The organism is Litorihabitans aurantiacus (assembly GCF_030161595.1).
Lineage (GTDB): Bacteria > Actinomycetota > Actinomycetes > Actinomycetales > Beutenbergiaceae > Litorihabitans > Litorihabitans aurantiacus.
This window is the reverse complement of sequence record NZ_BSUM01000001.1, coordinates 2387346-2402557: the sequence shown is the minus strand read 5'-3', so window position 1 is coordinate 2402557 and position 15212 is coordinate 2387346. Positions and strand designations below refer to the sequence as shown.

General features: G+C 76.2%; 13 protein-coding genes and 1 pseudogene. 9 read left to right on the top strand and 5 right to left on the bottom strand.

The window, feature by feature from the left end:
* Positions 1-87 precede the first annotated feature (87 nt).
* Both QQK22_RS11455 and QQK22_RS11450 read left to right on the top strand, forming a co-directional pair.
* Positions 88-1572 carry a hypothetical protein gene (locus QQK22_RS11455; RefSeq protein WP_284251066.1) on the top strand — a complete coding sequence of 495 codons (1485 nt, stop codon included), beginning with the start codon at positions 88-90 and terminating at the stop codon, positions 1570-1572.
* Positions 1572-2903 (top strand): RDD family protein, encoded by a 1332-nt coding sequence (locus QQK22_RS11450; protein ID WP_284251065.1) that lies wholly within the window; start codon positions 1572-1574, stop codon positions 2901-2903. Before QQK22_RS11455 ends, QQK22_RS11450 begins: the two co-directional genes overlap by 1 nt.
* Before the next feature lie 34 nt (positions 2904-2937).
* On the opposite strand, the gene QQK22_RS11445 is transcribed toward QQK22_RS11450, so the two are convergent.
* The 4 genes from QQK22_RS11445 to QQK22_RS11425 all read right to left on the bottom strand — a co-directional run bounded on the left by QQK22_RS11445 (position 2938) and on the right by QQK22_RS11425 (position 6613).
* Positions 2938-4263, bottom strand: coding sequence for a hypothetical protein (locus QQK22_RS11445; RefSeq protein ID WP_284251064.1), 1326 nt, complete (start codon positions 4261-4263; stop codon positions 2938-2940).
* The gene (locus QQK22_RS11440; protein WP_284251063.1) at positions 4202-4771 is read right to left on the bottom strand and encodes a hypothetical protein; all 570 of its coding nucleotides are present in this window, start codon (positions 4769-4771) and stop codon (positions 4202-4204) included. The genes QQK22_RS11445 and QQK22_RS11440 overlap by 62 nt, the downstream gene beginning before the upstream one ends.
* Before the next feature lie 121 nt (positions 4772-4892).
* Positions 4893-5183 (bottom strand): WXG100 family type VII secretion target, encoded by a 291-nt coding sequence (locus QQK22_RS11435; RefSeq protein WP_284251062.1) that lies wholly within the window; start codon positions 5181-5183, stop codon positions 4893-4895.
* Positions 5184-5197: 14 nt separating this feature from the next.
* Complete coding sequence (locus QQK22_RS11425) at positions 5198-6613, bottom strand: WYL domain-containing protein (RefSeq protein WP_348525572.1); 1416 nt, start codon at positions 6611-6613, stop codon at positions 5198-5200.
* Between the two features lie 102 nt (positions 6614-6715).
* Between QQK22_RS11425 and QQK22_RS11420 the strand changes: the two genes are divergently transcribed.
* From QQK22_RS11420 to QQK22_RS11400, 5 genes are all read left to right on the top strand, one after another.
* Positions 6716-7165, top strand: a complete 450-nt coding sequence (locus QQK22_RS11420) for a VOC family protein (protein WP_284251061.1) — start codon at positions 6716-6718, stop codon at positions 7163-7165.
* A 264-nt stretch (positions 7166-7429) separates the two neighbouring features.
* Entirely contained in the window at positions 7430-8752 is a 1323-nt protein-coding gene (locus tag QQK22_RS11415) for an EsaB/YukD family protein (RefSeq protein WP_284251060.1), read from the top strand.
* 32 nt (positions 8753-8784) lie between these two features.
* On the top strand, positions 8785-10209 hold the full coding sequence (locus QQK22_RS11410; RefSeq protein WP_284251059.1) for a type VII secretion protein EccB: 1425 nt from the start codon (positions 8785-8787) through the stop codon (positions 10207-10209).
* A gap of 304 nt (positions 10210-10513) precedes the next feature.
* The gene (locus QQK22_RS11405; protein ID WP_284251058.1) at positions 10514-11467 is read left to right on the top strand and encodes a S8 family serine peptidase; all 954 of its coding nucleotides are present in this window, start codon (positions 10514-10516) and stop codon (positions 11465-11467) included.
* Between the two features lie 105 nt (positions 11468-11572).
* Complete coding sequence (locus tag QQK22_RS11400) at positions 11573-12952, top strand: FAD-dependent oxidoreductase (protein ID WP_284252704.1); 1380 nt, start codon at positions 11573-11575, stop codon at positions 12950-12952.
* Positions 12953-13030: 78 nt separating this feature from the next.
* Here QQK22_RS11400 and QQK22_RS11395 read toward each other — a convergent pair whose 3' ends face one another.
* Entirely contained in the window at positions 13031-13153 is a 123-nt protein-coding gene (locus QQK22_RS11395) for a hypothetical protein (protein WP_284251057.1), read from the bottom strand.
* A 124-nt stretch (positions 13154-13277) separates the two neighbouring features.
* Here QQK22_RS11395 and QQK22_RS11390 point away from each other — a divergent pair, with 124 nt between their 5' ends.
* Both QQK22_RS11390 and QQK22_RS11385 read left to right on the top strand, forming a co-directional pair.
* Positions 13278-14204, top strand: a complete 927-nt coding sequence (locus tag QQK22_RS11390; protein ID WP_284251056.1) for a LysR family transcriptional regulator — start codon at positions 13278-13280, stop codon at positions 14202-14204.
* A gap of 233 nt (positions 14205-14437) precedes the next feature.
* Positions 14438-15148: pseudogene (locus QQK22_RS11385) on the top strand (ABC transporter ATP-binding protein); the annotation flags it as partial.
* Positions 15149-15212 lie beyond the last annotated feature (64 nt).

The following is a 15212-nucleotide window of genomic DNA, read 5'->3' as shown; positions in this document are numbered from 1 at the left end:
CGGTTCGATGGCCTCCCCAGCGTAGTTGCCGACCTAGACTTCACCGTGATCCTGCCCGTGCGGGCGACGTCCGGCGGAGGTGAGGGCATGGCGACCACGTCCACGAGCCCGTCCCCCGCCGACGCCGTCACCACCTACTCCGTGCTCACGCCCACGGGTCGGCGCGACGTGGTGCTCGCGGGCGCCGTCACGGTGGCCGATCTCCTGCGCGCCGTCGACCTCCCTCCGGGGGCCGCCCTGCTGACCTCCGGCGGTCTCGTGCTGCACGCCGACGACGACCTGGAGCGCCTCGCGGGCGGCGAGGTCCTCGTCGTCGGGACGAGCCCGGCGGGCGGGCGCTCGGACCGGCCGGGACGCGAGCGCCGCGAGGACCGTGACGACCCCGATCGCGACGACGACGAGCGCGACCGCGCGCAGGCGGGCGGCCGCGGCGGTGACGCCCCCGGGCGCGCGGCGGCGCTGTGGACCGTGGCCGGCGCGGCCGCCGGGCTCGCGCTCGTCCGCGCGGCCGACCTGGTCGGGCCCGGGAGCTCGCGAGCGGACGTCGCCTCGCCCTCGACCCTGACCCTGGTCTGCGCGCTCCTCGCCGGGGCGCTGGCGCTCGTGCTCGCGCTGGCCGGCCCGACCCGAGGGCGGTCGGCGACGGCGACGACGACGGCCGCGTGGGCCTGCGGGGCGGCGGCGGGCCTGATCGCCGTCCCCGCCGACCTCGTGGGTGACCCCGCGGTCTCTCCTCTGCTGGTCCCGCTCGTGGTGGCTCTCCTCGCGGCCGCGGCGGCCACCGCGGTGCGCTACGCGAGGCTGCGGGGCGGCCGCGCCGCCGTCGTCGCCGGCGTGCTGCTCGCCTTCACGACCGCGCTCGCGGTGAGCGGCGCCGTCGCCGTCGTGACCGAGAGCGGCCTCGTGGCGGCGTGCGCGGTGCTGCTCGGGCTCGCGCCGATCGTCGCGCGGGCCCTGCCCGCGCGCAGCCTCGACGTGCCCGACCACGTCGTGCTCGACCTGGCCCCCGCCCAGCGGACGGCGACGTCGGTGCGCGAGCGCGCCGTCGTCTCCCCACCGTTCGTGCGCGGCCGGACCGTCGAGCGGTCGGTCGCGACGGCGCAGGCGCGCCGGGGCGCCGCCGCCGTGCTGCTCGGGGTGGTCGTGACGCTGCTGGCCCCCGTGGTGCTGCTCGCGCCGCTCCCGACGGGGGAGGGCTGGCCGGCCGCGGTGCAGCTGTGGGCCACCGGCGCGCTCGGTGTGGCCGTCGCGGGTGCCCTCGTCGCCATCCCCCGCGGCGAGCGGCTCGCGGCAGCCCGGCTCGGGCCGCGGCTCGCCGCCGGTGTGACGGCGGTCCTCACGGTGGCCTGGTTCGCGCGCGTGCTCGACGCCGGGGCGCTCCCCGCGGCCCTCGTCCTGGTCGCGGCGGCGCTGACCGTGGCGACAGCGTTCGCCCTCGGGCGGGGCTGGCGGTCCGTCCGTGCCTCGCGCGTCACGGACGCCCTCGAGTCGCTGGCCGTGGCGTTCGCACCGTCGCTCGGGCTGCTGGCCGCCGGGGTGCTGGCCTGGCTGCGTCTGTTAGCGTCCGGGTGATGGCCGTCCCGCCCCGCCCCGGCACCACCGTGAGCCCCGCGCGCCCCGTGGGACCGGGGGCGCTCACCGCCGGGCCCGTGACGACGCTCTCTGCACCGGCGCTCAGCCGCGCCGGCGTCGGCCCACGGCTGGCCGCCTACGGCATCGACCTCGCGGTCGTCGCCGTGCTGGGCGTGGCCGGCTGGCTCCTGCACGGCGTCGTCCTCGGCGTCGTCCTGGCGCTCGAGGCCGCCCTGGTGATCGCCGTGGTCGAGGCCCGCACCGGCCTCACCCCGGGCAAGGCGGCGACGGCGACGCGCGCCACCACCGCCGGCGACGACCACGCCCCCGGTCTGCGCCGCGAGGCCGTGCGTGCGTCCCTGTTCGGCCTCGCCCACCTGGGCGCCGGCCTCGGTCAGATCGCGCTGCTGGCGGCCTCGGGTCGCACCCGCGCGTGGCACGACCGCGTCGCGGGGACCGACGTCGTCACGCTCCGCCCCGCGTCGTCGCGGTCCGGTCGGGGCGTGTCGTCGGCGCCCGCGACGTCGCCCGCCGTGCCGGCGGTCCCGCCGGTGCCGGCTCAGCCCGTCGCGGCGGCGGCCCCCGCCTGGCCCTCGGCCGCACCGGCGGCGCGCGCCCCGTGGCGCCCGCCGGAGCTGCTCGACGTCGCCGTCGGGTCCGACTCGATCTCGATGCGGGAGTTCCGGGCGATGCGCGACGCCGCCGCCGGGCGCCCGCGTCCCGCGGTGCCGCCGCGCCCCGACGCGGCGCCGCAGCCGGCGTCGACCGCTCAGGCGCCGGCGCCCGCCGCACCGGCACCGAGGCCCACGGCTCCCGCGGCGACACCGCCTCCGACGGCCCCCGCGGCGACACCGCGCACGACGGCGCCCGTGGTGCCGGCTCGGCCGACCGCGTCGACCGGTGCGTCGACGCCGAGCGCCCCGAAGCCGAGCGCCCCGTCGTCGGCCGCCCCGTCGTCGAGCGCCTCGGCGCCCATCTCCCGTGTGCCGGGGGCGGCGGCACCCGTCTCGCGCGTGGTCCTGACCACCGCCGACGGCGTGCGGCACACGGTGGCGGGCTCCGCCGTCGTCGGCCGACGCCCGCGGTCGGAGGACCCGGCTGTCCAGATCGTCGAGATCGCCGACGTCGCGCGCTCGCTCTCGCGCACGCACGTCCGCGTGCGCGTGGCCGACGGCGCCGCCTGGGTCGAGGACGCCGGGTCGGCGAACGGCACGCGTCTGGTCGCCCCGACCGGCGCGGTGACCCCGCTGGGCCAGGGCGCCCCGGTGCGGCTCGTCGACGGCGCGGTGCTGGAGCTGGGTCAGGTCCGGCTCAGGGTCTCGCTGTCCTGAACGACGAGCGGCGCACGGCTGCCGCCGCGCGGGTTCACCAGTCCTCGGACTCCGCGGGCGCCGCCTCGATGCGCCCGCGCCCGCCGGTCGTGGCGGTCGAGGAGGCGACGACGGCGGCCGCGGCCTCGTCGTCCTGCTGGGAGGTGCGGACGATCGCCGTCCCGGACTCCTCCTCCTGACCGCCCGAGCCCGTGGCGGGTGTCATCGGCGCCGCAGCCGCCCCTGCGGCCGCTGCACCTGTGGAACCGGCCGCAGCCGCGGGAGCCGCGGCTGTGCCGCTCGAACCGGTCGCGGCCGGGGCCATGGTCCCGTCGGGTCCGGTGTCGTGCTCGTGCCGCGTCGAGACCCAGCGCTCCTGCGGCGTCGCGGGTCCGCGCGCGGCTGCCGTGCGGGCGGCTCCGCCGCCGCTGAACCGACGGGCGACGGCGGCGCGGGCGGCCCCGGCACCACCGGCCAGCGCGGCGCCGCCGGCGGCGGCTCCACCCGTGGCCGGGGACGCGGGGACGGGTGCCTCCTGGGCGGGTGCGACGTCCGGGACGGGCTCGGTCGACGGCGTCGGCGCAGGTGTCTCGGGACCCGAGCGGATCTCGGGGATGTCGACGGGGCGCATGAGCGCGGCCGCGCGGGCCATCTCGGAGGAGAACCGTCGCATGGCCGCCTGCGCGGAGGACTGCTGGCGGTCCCCGATCTCCCCGAGCCAGTGCTTCTCGGCCGCGGCGGGCGCGAGGGTGCCGACGCCGGGGATCGCGATCGGGTCGCCCAGCGCGAGGAGCGAGCGGTGCCCCGGGGCCAGCTCGATGCCGTCGATGCGGCGGAACTCCTCGGAGGCCTCCTGCATCGCCTGCTCGGCGACCTCGAGCCCCTCCAGGGAGCTGCTGATCGCCTCCGACGTGTCGCGCAGGTGGAGCGCGAGGGTCAGGTAGGCGATCCGTGCCGGGTCGCCCTGGATGCCCTCGAGCATCGGCTCCTCCGACTGCCGGCGCAGGCGCTGCGCGACCTCGTGGACCGCGTCGGCGCTGCGCTGCAGCGACTGGCGCTGCTCCGCGCGCACCTCGGCACGGTCGACGTAGGCGTTCGCGACGAGCTCGAGGTCCATCAGTCCGCGCGGGGCGCGGCGGACCCGACGGCGGGGCCGCTTGCGGCCGCGCAGCTCGTGGACCTCGCCGAGGCGGTCGCGGACAGCGCCGACGACGAATGCGCGCCGGGGGCGGGAGTCCTCGTCGGTGCGTGGCTCGATCACGTCGCGGGTCGCACCACGGTCGGCGGCGCGGTCGATGCCGGCGCGGGCGCCGGTCACCTCACCCACGCGGAACCGGGCGGGCATGGCACTGATCTCGCCGATGCGGTCCGACGTGCTCATGCGCGCTGCTCCTGCTGAGGTGCGATCGGGGTGGGGCGGTCGACCACGGGCAGCGGCTCGACGGGCGCCGGAAGGGTGCGGATCGGGTGCCCGGGCCGGATCGGGAGCTCGCCGCCCGGCGGCAGGGGCCGGGGGAGCGGGGGGCCGGCGGCAGCGTGGCGGGGTCGGGCTCGCCGCCACCGGGGCTGACGCCCTCGGCGATGGCGCGCATCCGGTCGGCGATCTCGGTGTCGATCTCGCTCGCCTGCCCCGCGTGCTGCGTCAGCATGCGCGCCAGGACGAGCAGCTCGTCGCCGAGGACGGCGAGGGAGCCCTCGTAGCTCTCGAGGGCGTCGCTGAACGCCGTCTCGAGCCCCACGCCGGGGTCGGTGGTGGAGTACGGCTCGCGCTCGTTCAGGTCCGCCGCGAGGCCGAGGCTCTGCTCGTCGCGTCGCAGCTCGTCGGAGCAGCTCTCCATGACGGTCACGTGGTTGTCGACGATCGCGTCGTCGACGGTGAGGTCGCTCATGCCTGTCTCGTCTCTGCGGTGGGGGGTCGCGGCGCCGGTGGTCCCGGACGGTCCGGACGAGGCGGCACGCGCCGGACCACGGTGGGAGCCGTGGTCCGGCGCGACCGCCCCGCGAGGAGCGTCACTGCCAGGCGCGCCGTGCGGACTGGTTGGTGTCGTCGTAGCTGTCGCGGCTCGCGGCGACCGTGAGGCCGACCTGGTCGAGCAGCGTCTTCATCTCGTCGTAGGCCTTCGACCAGCCGGCCTTCGCCTCGGCGTAGGCGAGCTGCGCGTCGCCGTCCCAGTCGGACTGGAGGATCTGCAGCTGGGTGTCCAGGTCCGACAGCGCCGTGCTGATGTTGGTGGCGCCCGTGCGGAGGTCCGTCGAGGCGTTGTCGAGGGCGGCGAGCGAGATCTTGATGCGTCCGGTCATGGTGGCGTCCTTCCTCAGCCGAGGCTCTGGGTGTACTGGTTCAGCGCGGCACCGGCGTCGGTGTCGCTCTGGCCGTAGGCGGCGTCGGTCCCGGTGAGGTTCGACTTGAAGACGTCGAGCACGTTGGTGAGGCGGGTCGCCTTCTGCTCCCACGAGTCGATGAGGGTGCGGAACGCTCCGGCACCCTCACCGACCCAGGCGCCCTCGAGCTGCGTCAGGCGGCTGCGCAGCTGGCCGATCTCGGTGGTCAGGGTCTCGCGGGCGGTGTCGACGTGACCGGCTCCGGCGAGCAGCGCACCTTCTTCTGCGGAAAAGCCGTCGTTGGGCATCGCGTCACACTCCTTCTCTCGGGGGCTCGGGGGCCCGGCGGTGCAGGGGGCGCCACCGATCGGTGGCATGTCCAGGACACTACGGCGGCCCGGGTCGGAATGGCGATGGGGAGTTGTCCCCATGCTTCCCCCGGCGGTCGCCGCGAAGCGTCCGGCGAGCGTCGCGAAGGCCTCGCGCAGCTCGGGCGGGCCGATGACCTCCGTAGCCACCTCGAAACGGCCGATCGCGGCGGCGAGCGATACCCACGACCACGACCCGGACTCGAGGATCGTCCGATCCGGTCCGGCCTCGCGCGCGGTCCCGTCGCCGACGAAGGGCAGGACCGCGTCGATCGGCAGGTCGAGGATCACTGAACCCCGGCAGGCCCACGCGTTCACGTCGGAGCCCTTGAACCGTGCCTCGACGAACTCCTCGACGTCGCCGCCGGGCACCTCGCGCGGGGCGAACCGCGGACCCGTGGGGGTGCGCGGCGTGATCCGCTCGACGCTGAAGAGCCGCCAGTCCGCACGCTCGAGGTCCCAGGCCACGAGGTACCAGCGTCCCTGGGCGTTGGCGAGGTGGTGGGGCTCGACCCGGCGAGGCGGCGGGGGGTCGTCGTCGGGCACCGGCCGACGGGGCGCGTAGTCGAACCGCAGCACCGCGCGGTCGCGGATCGCCCCCGCGAGCTCGACCAGCAGCTCGACCGGCACCGTCGTCGGCGCGGCACCACCCGGCCGCCTGGCGACGGCGACGATCTCGAGCGCGTCGAGCCGGTGGCGCAGCCGCGACGGCATCACCTGCCGGATGGTGGCCAGCGCCCGGGCGGCCGGTTCGTCGAGGTCGGCCCCGACGACGGTCGCGGTCCGCAGGGCGATGGCGACGGCGACGACCTGGGCGTCGTCGAGGAGGAGCGGGGGCAGCTCGGTGCCCGACGCGAGCCGGTACCCGCCGTCGGGACCCAGGGTCGCGTCGATGCGGTAGCCCATCTCGCGCAGGCGCTCGACGTCCCGGCGGACCGTGCGGTCGGTGACCTCCAGCCGCGCGGCCAGGAGCGACCCCGGCCAGTCGCGACGGGTCTGCAGCAGTGACAGCAGGTTGAGGAGGCGGGCCGTCGTCGTCACGTCGTCGAACCTAGTCGGGATCTAGGACAGAAACAGACCTATTCGAGGTGGATCGTTGGCGTCACGGGCCGAGGGGCCCACCACTCACCTACAGGAGCAGCGATGACCATCCAGACGACCACCCACCTGAACTTCCGCGGCGACGCTCGGGAGGCGCTCGAGTTCTACCACTCGGTCTTCGGCGGCCACCTCGTGCTCACCACCTACGCGGAGGTCGGCATGCCCGCCGAGGTCCCGGGCTCGGACAAGATCGTGTTCGGTCTCGTGGCGGGCGCCGACGGGTTCCGCGTGATGGGTTACGACGTCCCCGGGGCCACCGACGGGGGTCTCGTCGGGGGAGGCGCCACGCGCCGCGAGAACCACACCACGGTCACGGAGCAGGCGCTGTTCGTCTCGATCGGGTCGGACAGCCTGGAGGAGCTGCAGGGGTACTGGGACGGGCTCGCCGTGGACGCGAACGTCGTCGAACCGCTCGCCGCGTCCAGCTGGAGCGCCGGCTTCGGGATGCTCACCGACCGCTTCGGCGTCACCTGGAGCGTCTCGGTCTCCTGAGCGCGACGGCCGTGGCGCGGCTCCCGCGCCACGGCCCCGCGTCGGACGGAACAGCCGCGTCCGACGGCGTCCGGGGCACCTATGCTGGGCGAAGCCTGACCCCGCCCCAGCAGAACCCGGTGCACCAGAAGGAGCACGCCGCCCCATGACGCTCCCCGCACCCGCGTCGCGACCCTCCGACGCGGCGGTCGCCCCCGCCCCCGGGGAGGTCGCGGCACCGACGCCGCCGACGGAGCGACCGTCGGGGCCGGCGGCCTCGTGCGCGTGACCGTCTGCGCCGGCCCCCGACGCACCGACCTGACGCTCCCGGCCGAGGTCGCGCTGGTCGAGGTGCTGCCCGGGCTCGCCCGCACCCTGGGTGCGCTGGAGGTCACCTCCGCGCACACCGGCCTGGAGCTGGTCACCGCCCAGGGGCGCCGCCTCGGCGGCGAGACCACCCTCGCCGGGGCCGGTGTGCTCGAGGGTGCCGTGCTCACCCTGGCGCCCGCGCAGGCGCGCGCCGGGGCCTCGCGCTACGACGACGTCGTGGAGGCCGTCGCCGACGTGATCGAGTCCGGCAGCGAGCCGTGGAGCCCGCAGGACGCCTCACGCGCCGCCGTCGGCGTCGCGTCCGTCTTCCTGCTGGCCGGCGGCGCCGTGCTGGCCACCAGCGGCCTCGGGCCCGCGCTCGCGGCGAGCCTCGGGGGAGCCGGTGCGCTGCTGGCGCTCGTGACCGCCGTCGTGCTCGACCGCACCGCGGCCCCGCGCACCGCGGGCATGACGATCGGCATCGTCGCCTCGATCCTCGCCGCGCTCGCGGCGTTCCTCGGACTGGACGGGCCGGCCGCTCTCGCGACGGGCGGTGCAGCGCTCGCGCTCGCCGCCGGCGGCGGCGCCACGGTCGTCGTCGCCGGCCTCCTCGCGGCCCTCGCGCCGGGGGTGCGGCGCGAGATGGTCGCCCCCGGGATCGCGGGGACGAGCGCACTCGCGGTCGGCGCCGTCACCGCCTGGCAGGGGGCCGGGCTCGCTCCGGTCGTGACCATCGTGACCTTCGCCGTGCTCGCGTGCGTGCTCGTCGGGGTCCCGTGGCTCGCGCTCGCGGCGACGCCGCTGCGCGTGGTCACCCCGCGCGACGACCGCGAGATCCTCGCCGACGTGCCCCCGGTCGACGTCGCCGCGGTCCGCGAGCAGGCGATCGACGGGCAGCGGCTCCAGATCGCGATGCGGGCCGGTGCCGGCGTCGCGCTCGTCGCCCTCACCCCCGGCGTGGCCGCGACCGGCGTCGCCGGGCTGCTGCTCGCCGTCGTCGCCTTCGGTGCCCTGCTCCTGACGGTGCGCGAGTCGCGCGCGCGGTGGGACGTCGCCGTCGTCACCGCGACCGGGGCGGCCGGCGTGCTGCTGGCCATCCTCACCGCGGCGCTCGCGCGGCCCGACTGGCGCCCCGCGCTCGTCGTGGTGCTGCTGGCGGTGGCCTTCGCCGTCGTGACCAGCGCCCTGCTCGTGACGGGGCGGCAGCTGCGCCTGGCGCGGCTGGGCGACGTCGCCCAGCTCGCGCTGCTGATCGCGCTGCCGCCGCTCGCGGTGGTGGCCGCCGGGGCCGTGCCGTGACCACCGTGGCCGCCGTGACGGCGGTGGTCTGAGTGGCCTCGAAGAAGGAGCTCGTCGAGGCCCAGTCGTTCAGCCGCCGACGCCTGCTGACCGCCTTCGTCTCGGGTGCCCCGGGCGGTCGCGAGCTGGAGCCCACCTCGCCGGTGCGCGGGGTGGTCGCGGGCGTCGTGATCGCGGTCCTGGTGGTCGTGGGCGGACTCGTCAGCGGGCTGCTCGGCCGCGGCCTCCCGGACGGCTGGGAGAACGGCAGCATCATGGTCGTGCGCGACAACGCGGCGCGCTACGTCACCGACGACGGCCGGCTCGTCCCCGTGATCAACATGGCCAGCGCGCGCCTGCTGGTCCCGGCGGACGCCCCCATCCACACGGTCGGCGCGAACCTCGTGGCCGACGTCGAGGTGCTGCCGCCCGCGGGGATCGTGGGGGCCCCCGACAACCTGCCCGAACCCGGCCGTCTCGTCGAGGACGGCTGGACCGCGTGCCTCGCGCAGGACGGCGGCACGCGCACGCGCATCGCCGCGCCGGTGGCTGCCGACGGCGCACCCGCCGCTACGCCCGACGCCGCCGTACCGGACGCCGCGCCGCCCGTCGCGGGACTCGTGATCGTCGGTGGCGAGCTGCACCTGGTGCAGGGGATGCGCTCCTACCTCGTCGCGGAGTCGCCCCAGAGCGCCGGCATCGTGCGCGAGCTGGGCTTCACCCCCGAGTCGCCGCGCCCCGCGCTGCAGGAGTGGCTGGCGCTCCTGACCCCCGGCACCGCCCTGCAGCCGTTCGTCCCCGAGGGTCTCGGGACGACGCCGGCGGGAGCCCTCGGCCAGGTGCCGGAGGTCTCCGTCGGCACGGTCGTGCAGCGTCAGGGCACGGGCCAGGAGTACGTCGCGCTCGCCGACGGGCGCCTCGCGCGCCTCGACCCCTTCACGGCGGCGATCTACCGCACGGGTGCGGGCGGCGGCGTCGAGGTGTCCGTCTCCGCGAACGACCTCGCGGGTGTCGAGGAGGTGCCCGCGGACCAGAGCCCGTTCCCGGCCGACTGGCCCACCCAGATCGCACCGGTGGTCGGGTCGGACGAGGCCACCTGCGCGCAGCTCGACGTCGCGGGCTTCGGTTCGCAGGTCGTCGCGGGTGACGTCGCCCCGACCGCGGGTGTCGACGTCGACGCGGGCGGCGGCGCGCTCGCGCTGTTCGCGGCCGAGGCGGACACGACGTCGGGCCCGGTGCGGTTCGTGGACGAGAACGGGTTCGCGTACGCGATCGAGTCGGCCGGCGCGAACACGCGCGAGGAGGCGGTCGCGCGGCTGTTCCCGGCCACCGGCGACGCCGCCGCGGCGCCCGTGACCGTGCCCTACGCCTGGGGCGACCTGTTCGTCTCCGGACCCACGCTGTCGATCGACGCCGCCGAGCGCTCGCGCACCGAGGTGCCGGCGCCGGCCGAGGCGGCGGCCGGCGAGGGCTCGTGAGGCGGGCGGCCGCCCGTGCGGCCGCCGGGGGCGCGACGGCGGCCCTGACGGCGGTGCTGGCGCTCGCGCCGGTGCTGCCCGCTCCCTCCGGCACCGGCACACCACTCGCCACGGCCGCCGCCGCGACGTCCGGCCAGTGCGAACCCGGTGCGCGCATCGACGACGCCGGCTGGGGCCCCGCCGCGATCGGGCGCGAGGCAGCGGGCCGCCTCGCGACCGGCGCCGGCGTGCGCGTCGCCGTCGTCGACTCCGGCGTGCAGGCGAGCTTCCCCACCTGGTGGGGGCTGTGGAGCCGGGGCGCGACGTGGTCGCGAAGGACCCCGAGGACGGCAGCGGGACGCGTGACATCTTCGGGCACGGCTCGGCGATCGCGACCATCATCGCGGGCCGACCGGTGGAGGGCTCGGCGCTGACCGGCATCGCACCCGCCGCGACGATCGTGCCGTTCCGGGTCTACTACGAGGACGACAGCGACCAGGCCGAGCGCGAGGACAAGCACCCGACGCCGGGGCGCATCGCGGCGGGCATCCGGGAGGCGTCGGCCGCCGGCATCCGGGTGATCGTGGTGGCGATGAGCACGGCGGTGGACGATCCGGAGCTCGCCGGCGCGGTCGCGGACGCGAACGCCGGTGGCGCGCTGATCATCGCCTCGATGGGCAACGTCGCGTCCGAGGACGTGGACCCCACCCGGCCGCGCTACCCGGCGGCCTACCCGGGCGTGCTCGCCGTCGGTGCCTACGCGGAGGACTACACACCGGTCACGGCGGCCTACCGCGGCGACCACGTCGACGTCGCCGGCCCCGGGGTCGGGATCCTGGCGACGGGCACCTCGGGCGACGACTGCCTGCTGGGCCAGGCGGACGCGGCCACCAGCTGGGCCACGGCCCACGTCGGCGGGGTGGCGGCGCTCGTGGCGCAGGCGCACCCGGGCGAGAGCGCCGAGCAGTGGAGCCACCGCATCACGGCGACGGCGGCGCGCAGCGTGCCCGAGCAGCGCTCCGACCTCGTCGGATGGGGCCTCGTGCAGGCCGCCGACGCGATCGCGTTCGTCGACGACGGGAGCGCGCGCGGTCCGGTCAGCGCGGACGTGCCCGCGCTCGAGCGCCCGACGGCGGAGGCGGAGCCCGTGCGGATCACCCCGACGCCGGACGCGTGGGAGCGCGCCCGCGGCACGCTCGGGTGGTGGGGGCTCGGGGCCGCCGTCGTCGTGGCCGGTGCGCTCGTGGTGACGCGGCTGCCGCGTGACACACGCAACTGAGGTCAGCCTCACCACGGCCGTAGACTGGCGGTGCCCGCGCCCGCGGCCCGGCGATGACCGGGGCCGCGGCGCCACACCCCCACGGATGAGGTTCTCGTGAGCTCGTTGCGCGTCGCCGTCGTCGGCGCCGGTCCCGCCGGCATCTACGCCTCCGACATCCTGTCCCGGACCCTGCCGGGCACGTCGATCGACCTGTTCGACCGCCTGCCAGCGCCGTACGGGCTGGTGCGCTACGGCGTCGCCCCCGACCACCCGCGGATCAAGGCGATCGTCAACGCGCTCGACAAGATCCTCGGCCGCGGGGACATCCGCCTGATCGGCAACGTCGAGCTCGGCACGGACATCGCGGTCGAGGAGCTGCGCGAGCACTACGACGCCGTCGTGCTGGCGACCGGGGCGATCCGGGACGCCGCGCTCGACGTCCCCGGCGTCGACCTGCCCGGCTCGTTCGGCGCCGCCGACTTCGTCTCGTGGTTCGACGGCCACCCCGACGTCCCGCGCACCTGGCCGCTCGAGGCGAGGGAGATCGCGGTGATCGGCGCGGGGAACGTGGCGCTCGACGTCGCGCGCATGCTCGCGAAGCACCCGAAGGACCTGGCGCCCACGGAGATCCCGGCGAACGTGGCCGACGGGCTCGCGGCCTCTCCGGTGACCGACGTGCACGTGTTCGCGCGCCGCGGCCCGGCGCAGGCGAAGTTCTCGCCGCTCGAGCTGCGCGAGCTCGGCCACGTGCCGGACGTCGACGTGATCGTCTACCCCGAGGACTTCGCATTCGACGCCGGGTCCGAGGCCGCGATGGCCGCCTCGAACCAGACGCGCCAGGTCGTGGCGACGCTGACGGACTGGGCCCTGAACGACCCCGCGGCGGCGACGGCGTCGCGCCGCATCCACCTGCACTTCCTGCACCAGCCGGTCGAGATCGTCGGTGAGCCCGGTGACGACGGCGTGGCGCGCGTGTCCGCGCTGCGCACCGAGCGCACGGAGCTGACCGGCGACGGGACCTCGCGCGGCACCGGCACCGTCGTGGACACGCCGGTGCAGGCGGTCTACCGCGCCGTCGGCTACTTCGGCTCGCCGATCCCGGGCGTGCCGTTCGACGACGTGCACGGCGTGATCCCCAACGACGGGGGACGGGTGCTGCTCGACGGCGAGCCGGTCCCCGGGCTCTACGCCACCGGCTGGATCAAGCGCGGCCCGGTCGGGCTCATCGGCCACACCAAGTCCGACGCGCAGGAGACGATCCGCAACCTCGCGGCCGACGTCGAGGCCGGCATCGGCCTGCGCGCGCGGGTGGCCGAGGGCGCCGAGCAGGTCGACGTGCTCGCCCTGCTCGAGGAGCGCGGCGTGCCGGTGACGACGTGGGAGGGCTGGGAGCTGCTCTCGGCCCACGAGCGGGCGCTCGGCGAGGTCGAGGGCCGGGCGCGCGTGAAGGTCGTGCCGCGCGAGGAGATGACGGCGCTCTCGCGGCCGTCGCTCGTGCGCTGAGCCGCACCCGTTTCCCCACGAGAATGCGCCAGGGGCCCTACCGGATCGGTAGGGCCCCTGGCGCATGCTGGGTGCGCCTCAGCTGGGGACGCGGCTGTTGTAGGTGGGGTCGAACGGACGACGCATCAGACCGTCGTGCCGGACCTCGTGGATGACGCCCGCGACGACGGCGACGACGAGGGCGGCGGTGGCGATCAGCATGGTGGTTCTCGACCTTCTCGGTGGTGGCGAGCGCGGGGTGCGCCTCGCGGTGCCTCCATCATCGAGCCGCATCACCACTCAGCACTAGTTACCGTTGCTGCACCTGACGCTTTAGTGTTGCTTCATGATCGACCCCGTCAGCCTCCGCGTCCTCATCGCGGTCTGCGACACCGGTTCGGTGACCCGCGCCGCCCGCCTCCTGGCGTACTCGGCGCCCAACGTGACGCAGCACCTGCGCAAGCTGGAGAAGGCGCTCGGCACCGCGATGGTGGCGCGTGCGGGGCGCGGGATCGTGATGACGCCGGCGGGTCTCGGCGTGGTCGAGCGGGCCCGCGAGATCGTCCGCGGCCTGGACGAGCTGGCCGCGGCAGCGGGGGCGGAGTCGGCCCCGCAGGGCACGTTCCGCATCGCGGCGTTCCCGACGGCGCTGCGTCAGATGGTCATCCCGGCCATCGCGCAGGCGCGCAGCGAGTACCCGATGCTCGACGTCGTGCCGACCGAGCTCGAGCCGGAACCGGCCCTCGACCTTCTGCGGATCGGCCGGATCGACGCACTGCTGGCCAAAGCGCTCGGCACCACGCAGGTCGCGGCACCGGCGCCCGACGGCCTGACCCGCATCCGGCTCGGGGTCGATCCGCTCGACGTCGTCGTCCCCGCGGGCCACCGATTGGCGACGCGTCGCGGTGTGCACCTGGTGGAGCTGGCGCGCGAGCGGCTGGCGCTCACCCCGGGGGAGGACCCGTACGGCGCCTGGATCGCGTCGCACTCGCCCGACCTCTTCGAGGCCGTGGGTCGCGCGTTCGGCGCCGTCGAGCTGCAGTCGCTGGTGCGCTACGTCGAGCTCGGCCTCGCCGTGACGGTGCTCCCGCGCATGGGCCGCCCGCACCTGCCGCCGTCGGTGGTCAGCGTCCCGCTGGACGACGACGACGCCTTCCGCACGATCGAGCTGCACGTGCGCTCGATCGCCGCCCGCTCGCGCACGGTGACCGCCGTCGTCGACATGCTGCGCCGGCACCTGCGCGAGGGCGGCGGCGAGGCCGGGCGGGGCTGAGGTACGCCGACTGTGACGTCCTGCACGGATACGACGTCGACTGTGACGTCCTGCACGGATACGGGTCCGTATCCGTGCAGGACGTCACAGTCGACGGGCGTGACCCGGGCAGGACGTCCGGGACGTCCCCGATATCGCGACGCGATTCCGCGTGGAAGAGTTCTCGGCGTGACCGCGACCGATCCGCCCCGGCCCCCTCGAACGACCGATCCGGGCGGGCGGCGGAGTCGTCCATCGCCTCGGCGCGCGGCCTGGTCAAGGTCTACGGCGGCGGTGACACCGCGGTCCGCGCCCTCGACGGCGTCGACGTCGACTTCGGGCGCGGGCGCATGACGGCGATCATGGGGCCCTCGGGGTCCGGCAAGTCCACCCTGATGCACTGCATGGCAGGACTGGACCGCCCGACCTCGGGCTCCGCCGTCGTGGACGGCCTCGAGATCGGTGCGATGAACGAGCGGCAGCTGACGAAGCTGCGGCGCACGCGGCTCGGCTTCATCTTCCAGGCGTTCAACCTCGTGCCGACCCTCACGGCGCTCGAGAACATCACGCTGCCGCTCGACATCGCGCGCACCCCGGTCGACCGCGCGCACCTGGAGGCGGTCGTCGACGCCGTCGGCCTGTCCGACCGCCTCGGTCACAAGCCGGGCGAGCTCTCGGGCGGCCAGCAGCAGCGCGTCGCGTGCGCCCGCGCGCTCGTCTCGCGGCCCGCCGTCGTGTTCGCCGACGAGCCCACGGGCAACCTCGACTCCACCTCCTCGGGGGAGGTGCTCGGCTTCCTGCGCCGCAGCGTGGACGACCTCGGGCAGTCGGTCGTGATGGTCACGCACGACGCCACCGCCGCCTCCTACGCCCACCGCGTCCTCTTCCTCGCCGACGGCGCGCTCGTGGCCGACATCGCCGACCCCACCCCCGAGACCGTGCTCGAGACGCTCGGGTCGCTGCGGCCCGGGGGCGCCGGGCGCGCCACGCCGCACCGGCCGGACCGACCACCGCCGCCGCCGACGACCC

What these genes read in the sequence shown, in the direction of transcription:
- QQK22_RS11455 (WP_284251066.1), top strand. Translation starts at nt 88, where the DNA reads ATGGCGACCACGTCCACGAGCCCGTCCCCCGCCGACGCCGTCACCACC.
- QQK22_RS11450 (WP_284251065.1), top strand. Translation starts at nt 1,572, where the DNA reads ATGGCCGTCCCGCCCCGCCCCGGCACCACCGTGAGCCCCGCGCGCCCC.
- QQK22_RS11445 (WP_284251064.1), bottom strand. Translation starts at nt 4,263, where the DNA reads ATGAGCACGTCGGACCGCATCGGCGAGATCAGTGCCATGCCCGCCCGG.
- QQK22_RS11440 (WP_284251063.1), bottom strand. Translation starts at nt 4,771, where the DNA reads ATGAGCGACCTCACCGTCGACGACGCGATCGTCGACAACCACGTGACC.
- QQK22_RS11435 (WP_284251062.1), bottom strand. Translation starts at nt 5,183, where the DNA reads ATGACCGGACGCATCAAGATCTCGCTCGCCGCCCTCGACAACGCCTCG.
- QQK22_RS11420 (WP_284251061.1), top strand. Translation starts at nt 6,716, where the DNA reads ATGACCATCCAGACGACCACCCACCTGAACTTCCGCGGCGACGCTCGG.
- QQK22_RS11395 (WP_284251057.1), bottom strand. Translation starts at nt 13,153, where the DNA reads ATGCTGATCGCCACCGCCGCCCTCGTCGTCGCCGTCGTCGCGGGCGTC.
- QQK22_RS11390 (WP_284251056.1), top strand. Translation starts at nt 13,278, where the DNA reads ATGATCGACCCCGTCAGCCTCCGCGTCCTCATCGCGGTCTGCGACACC.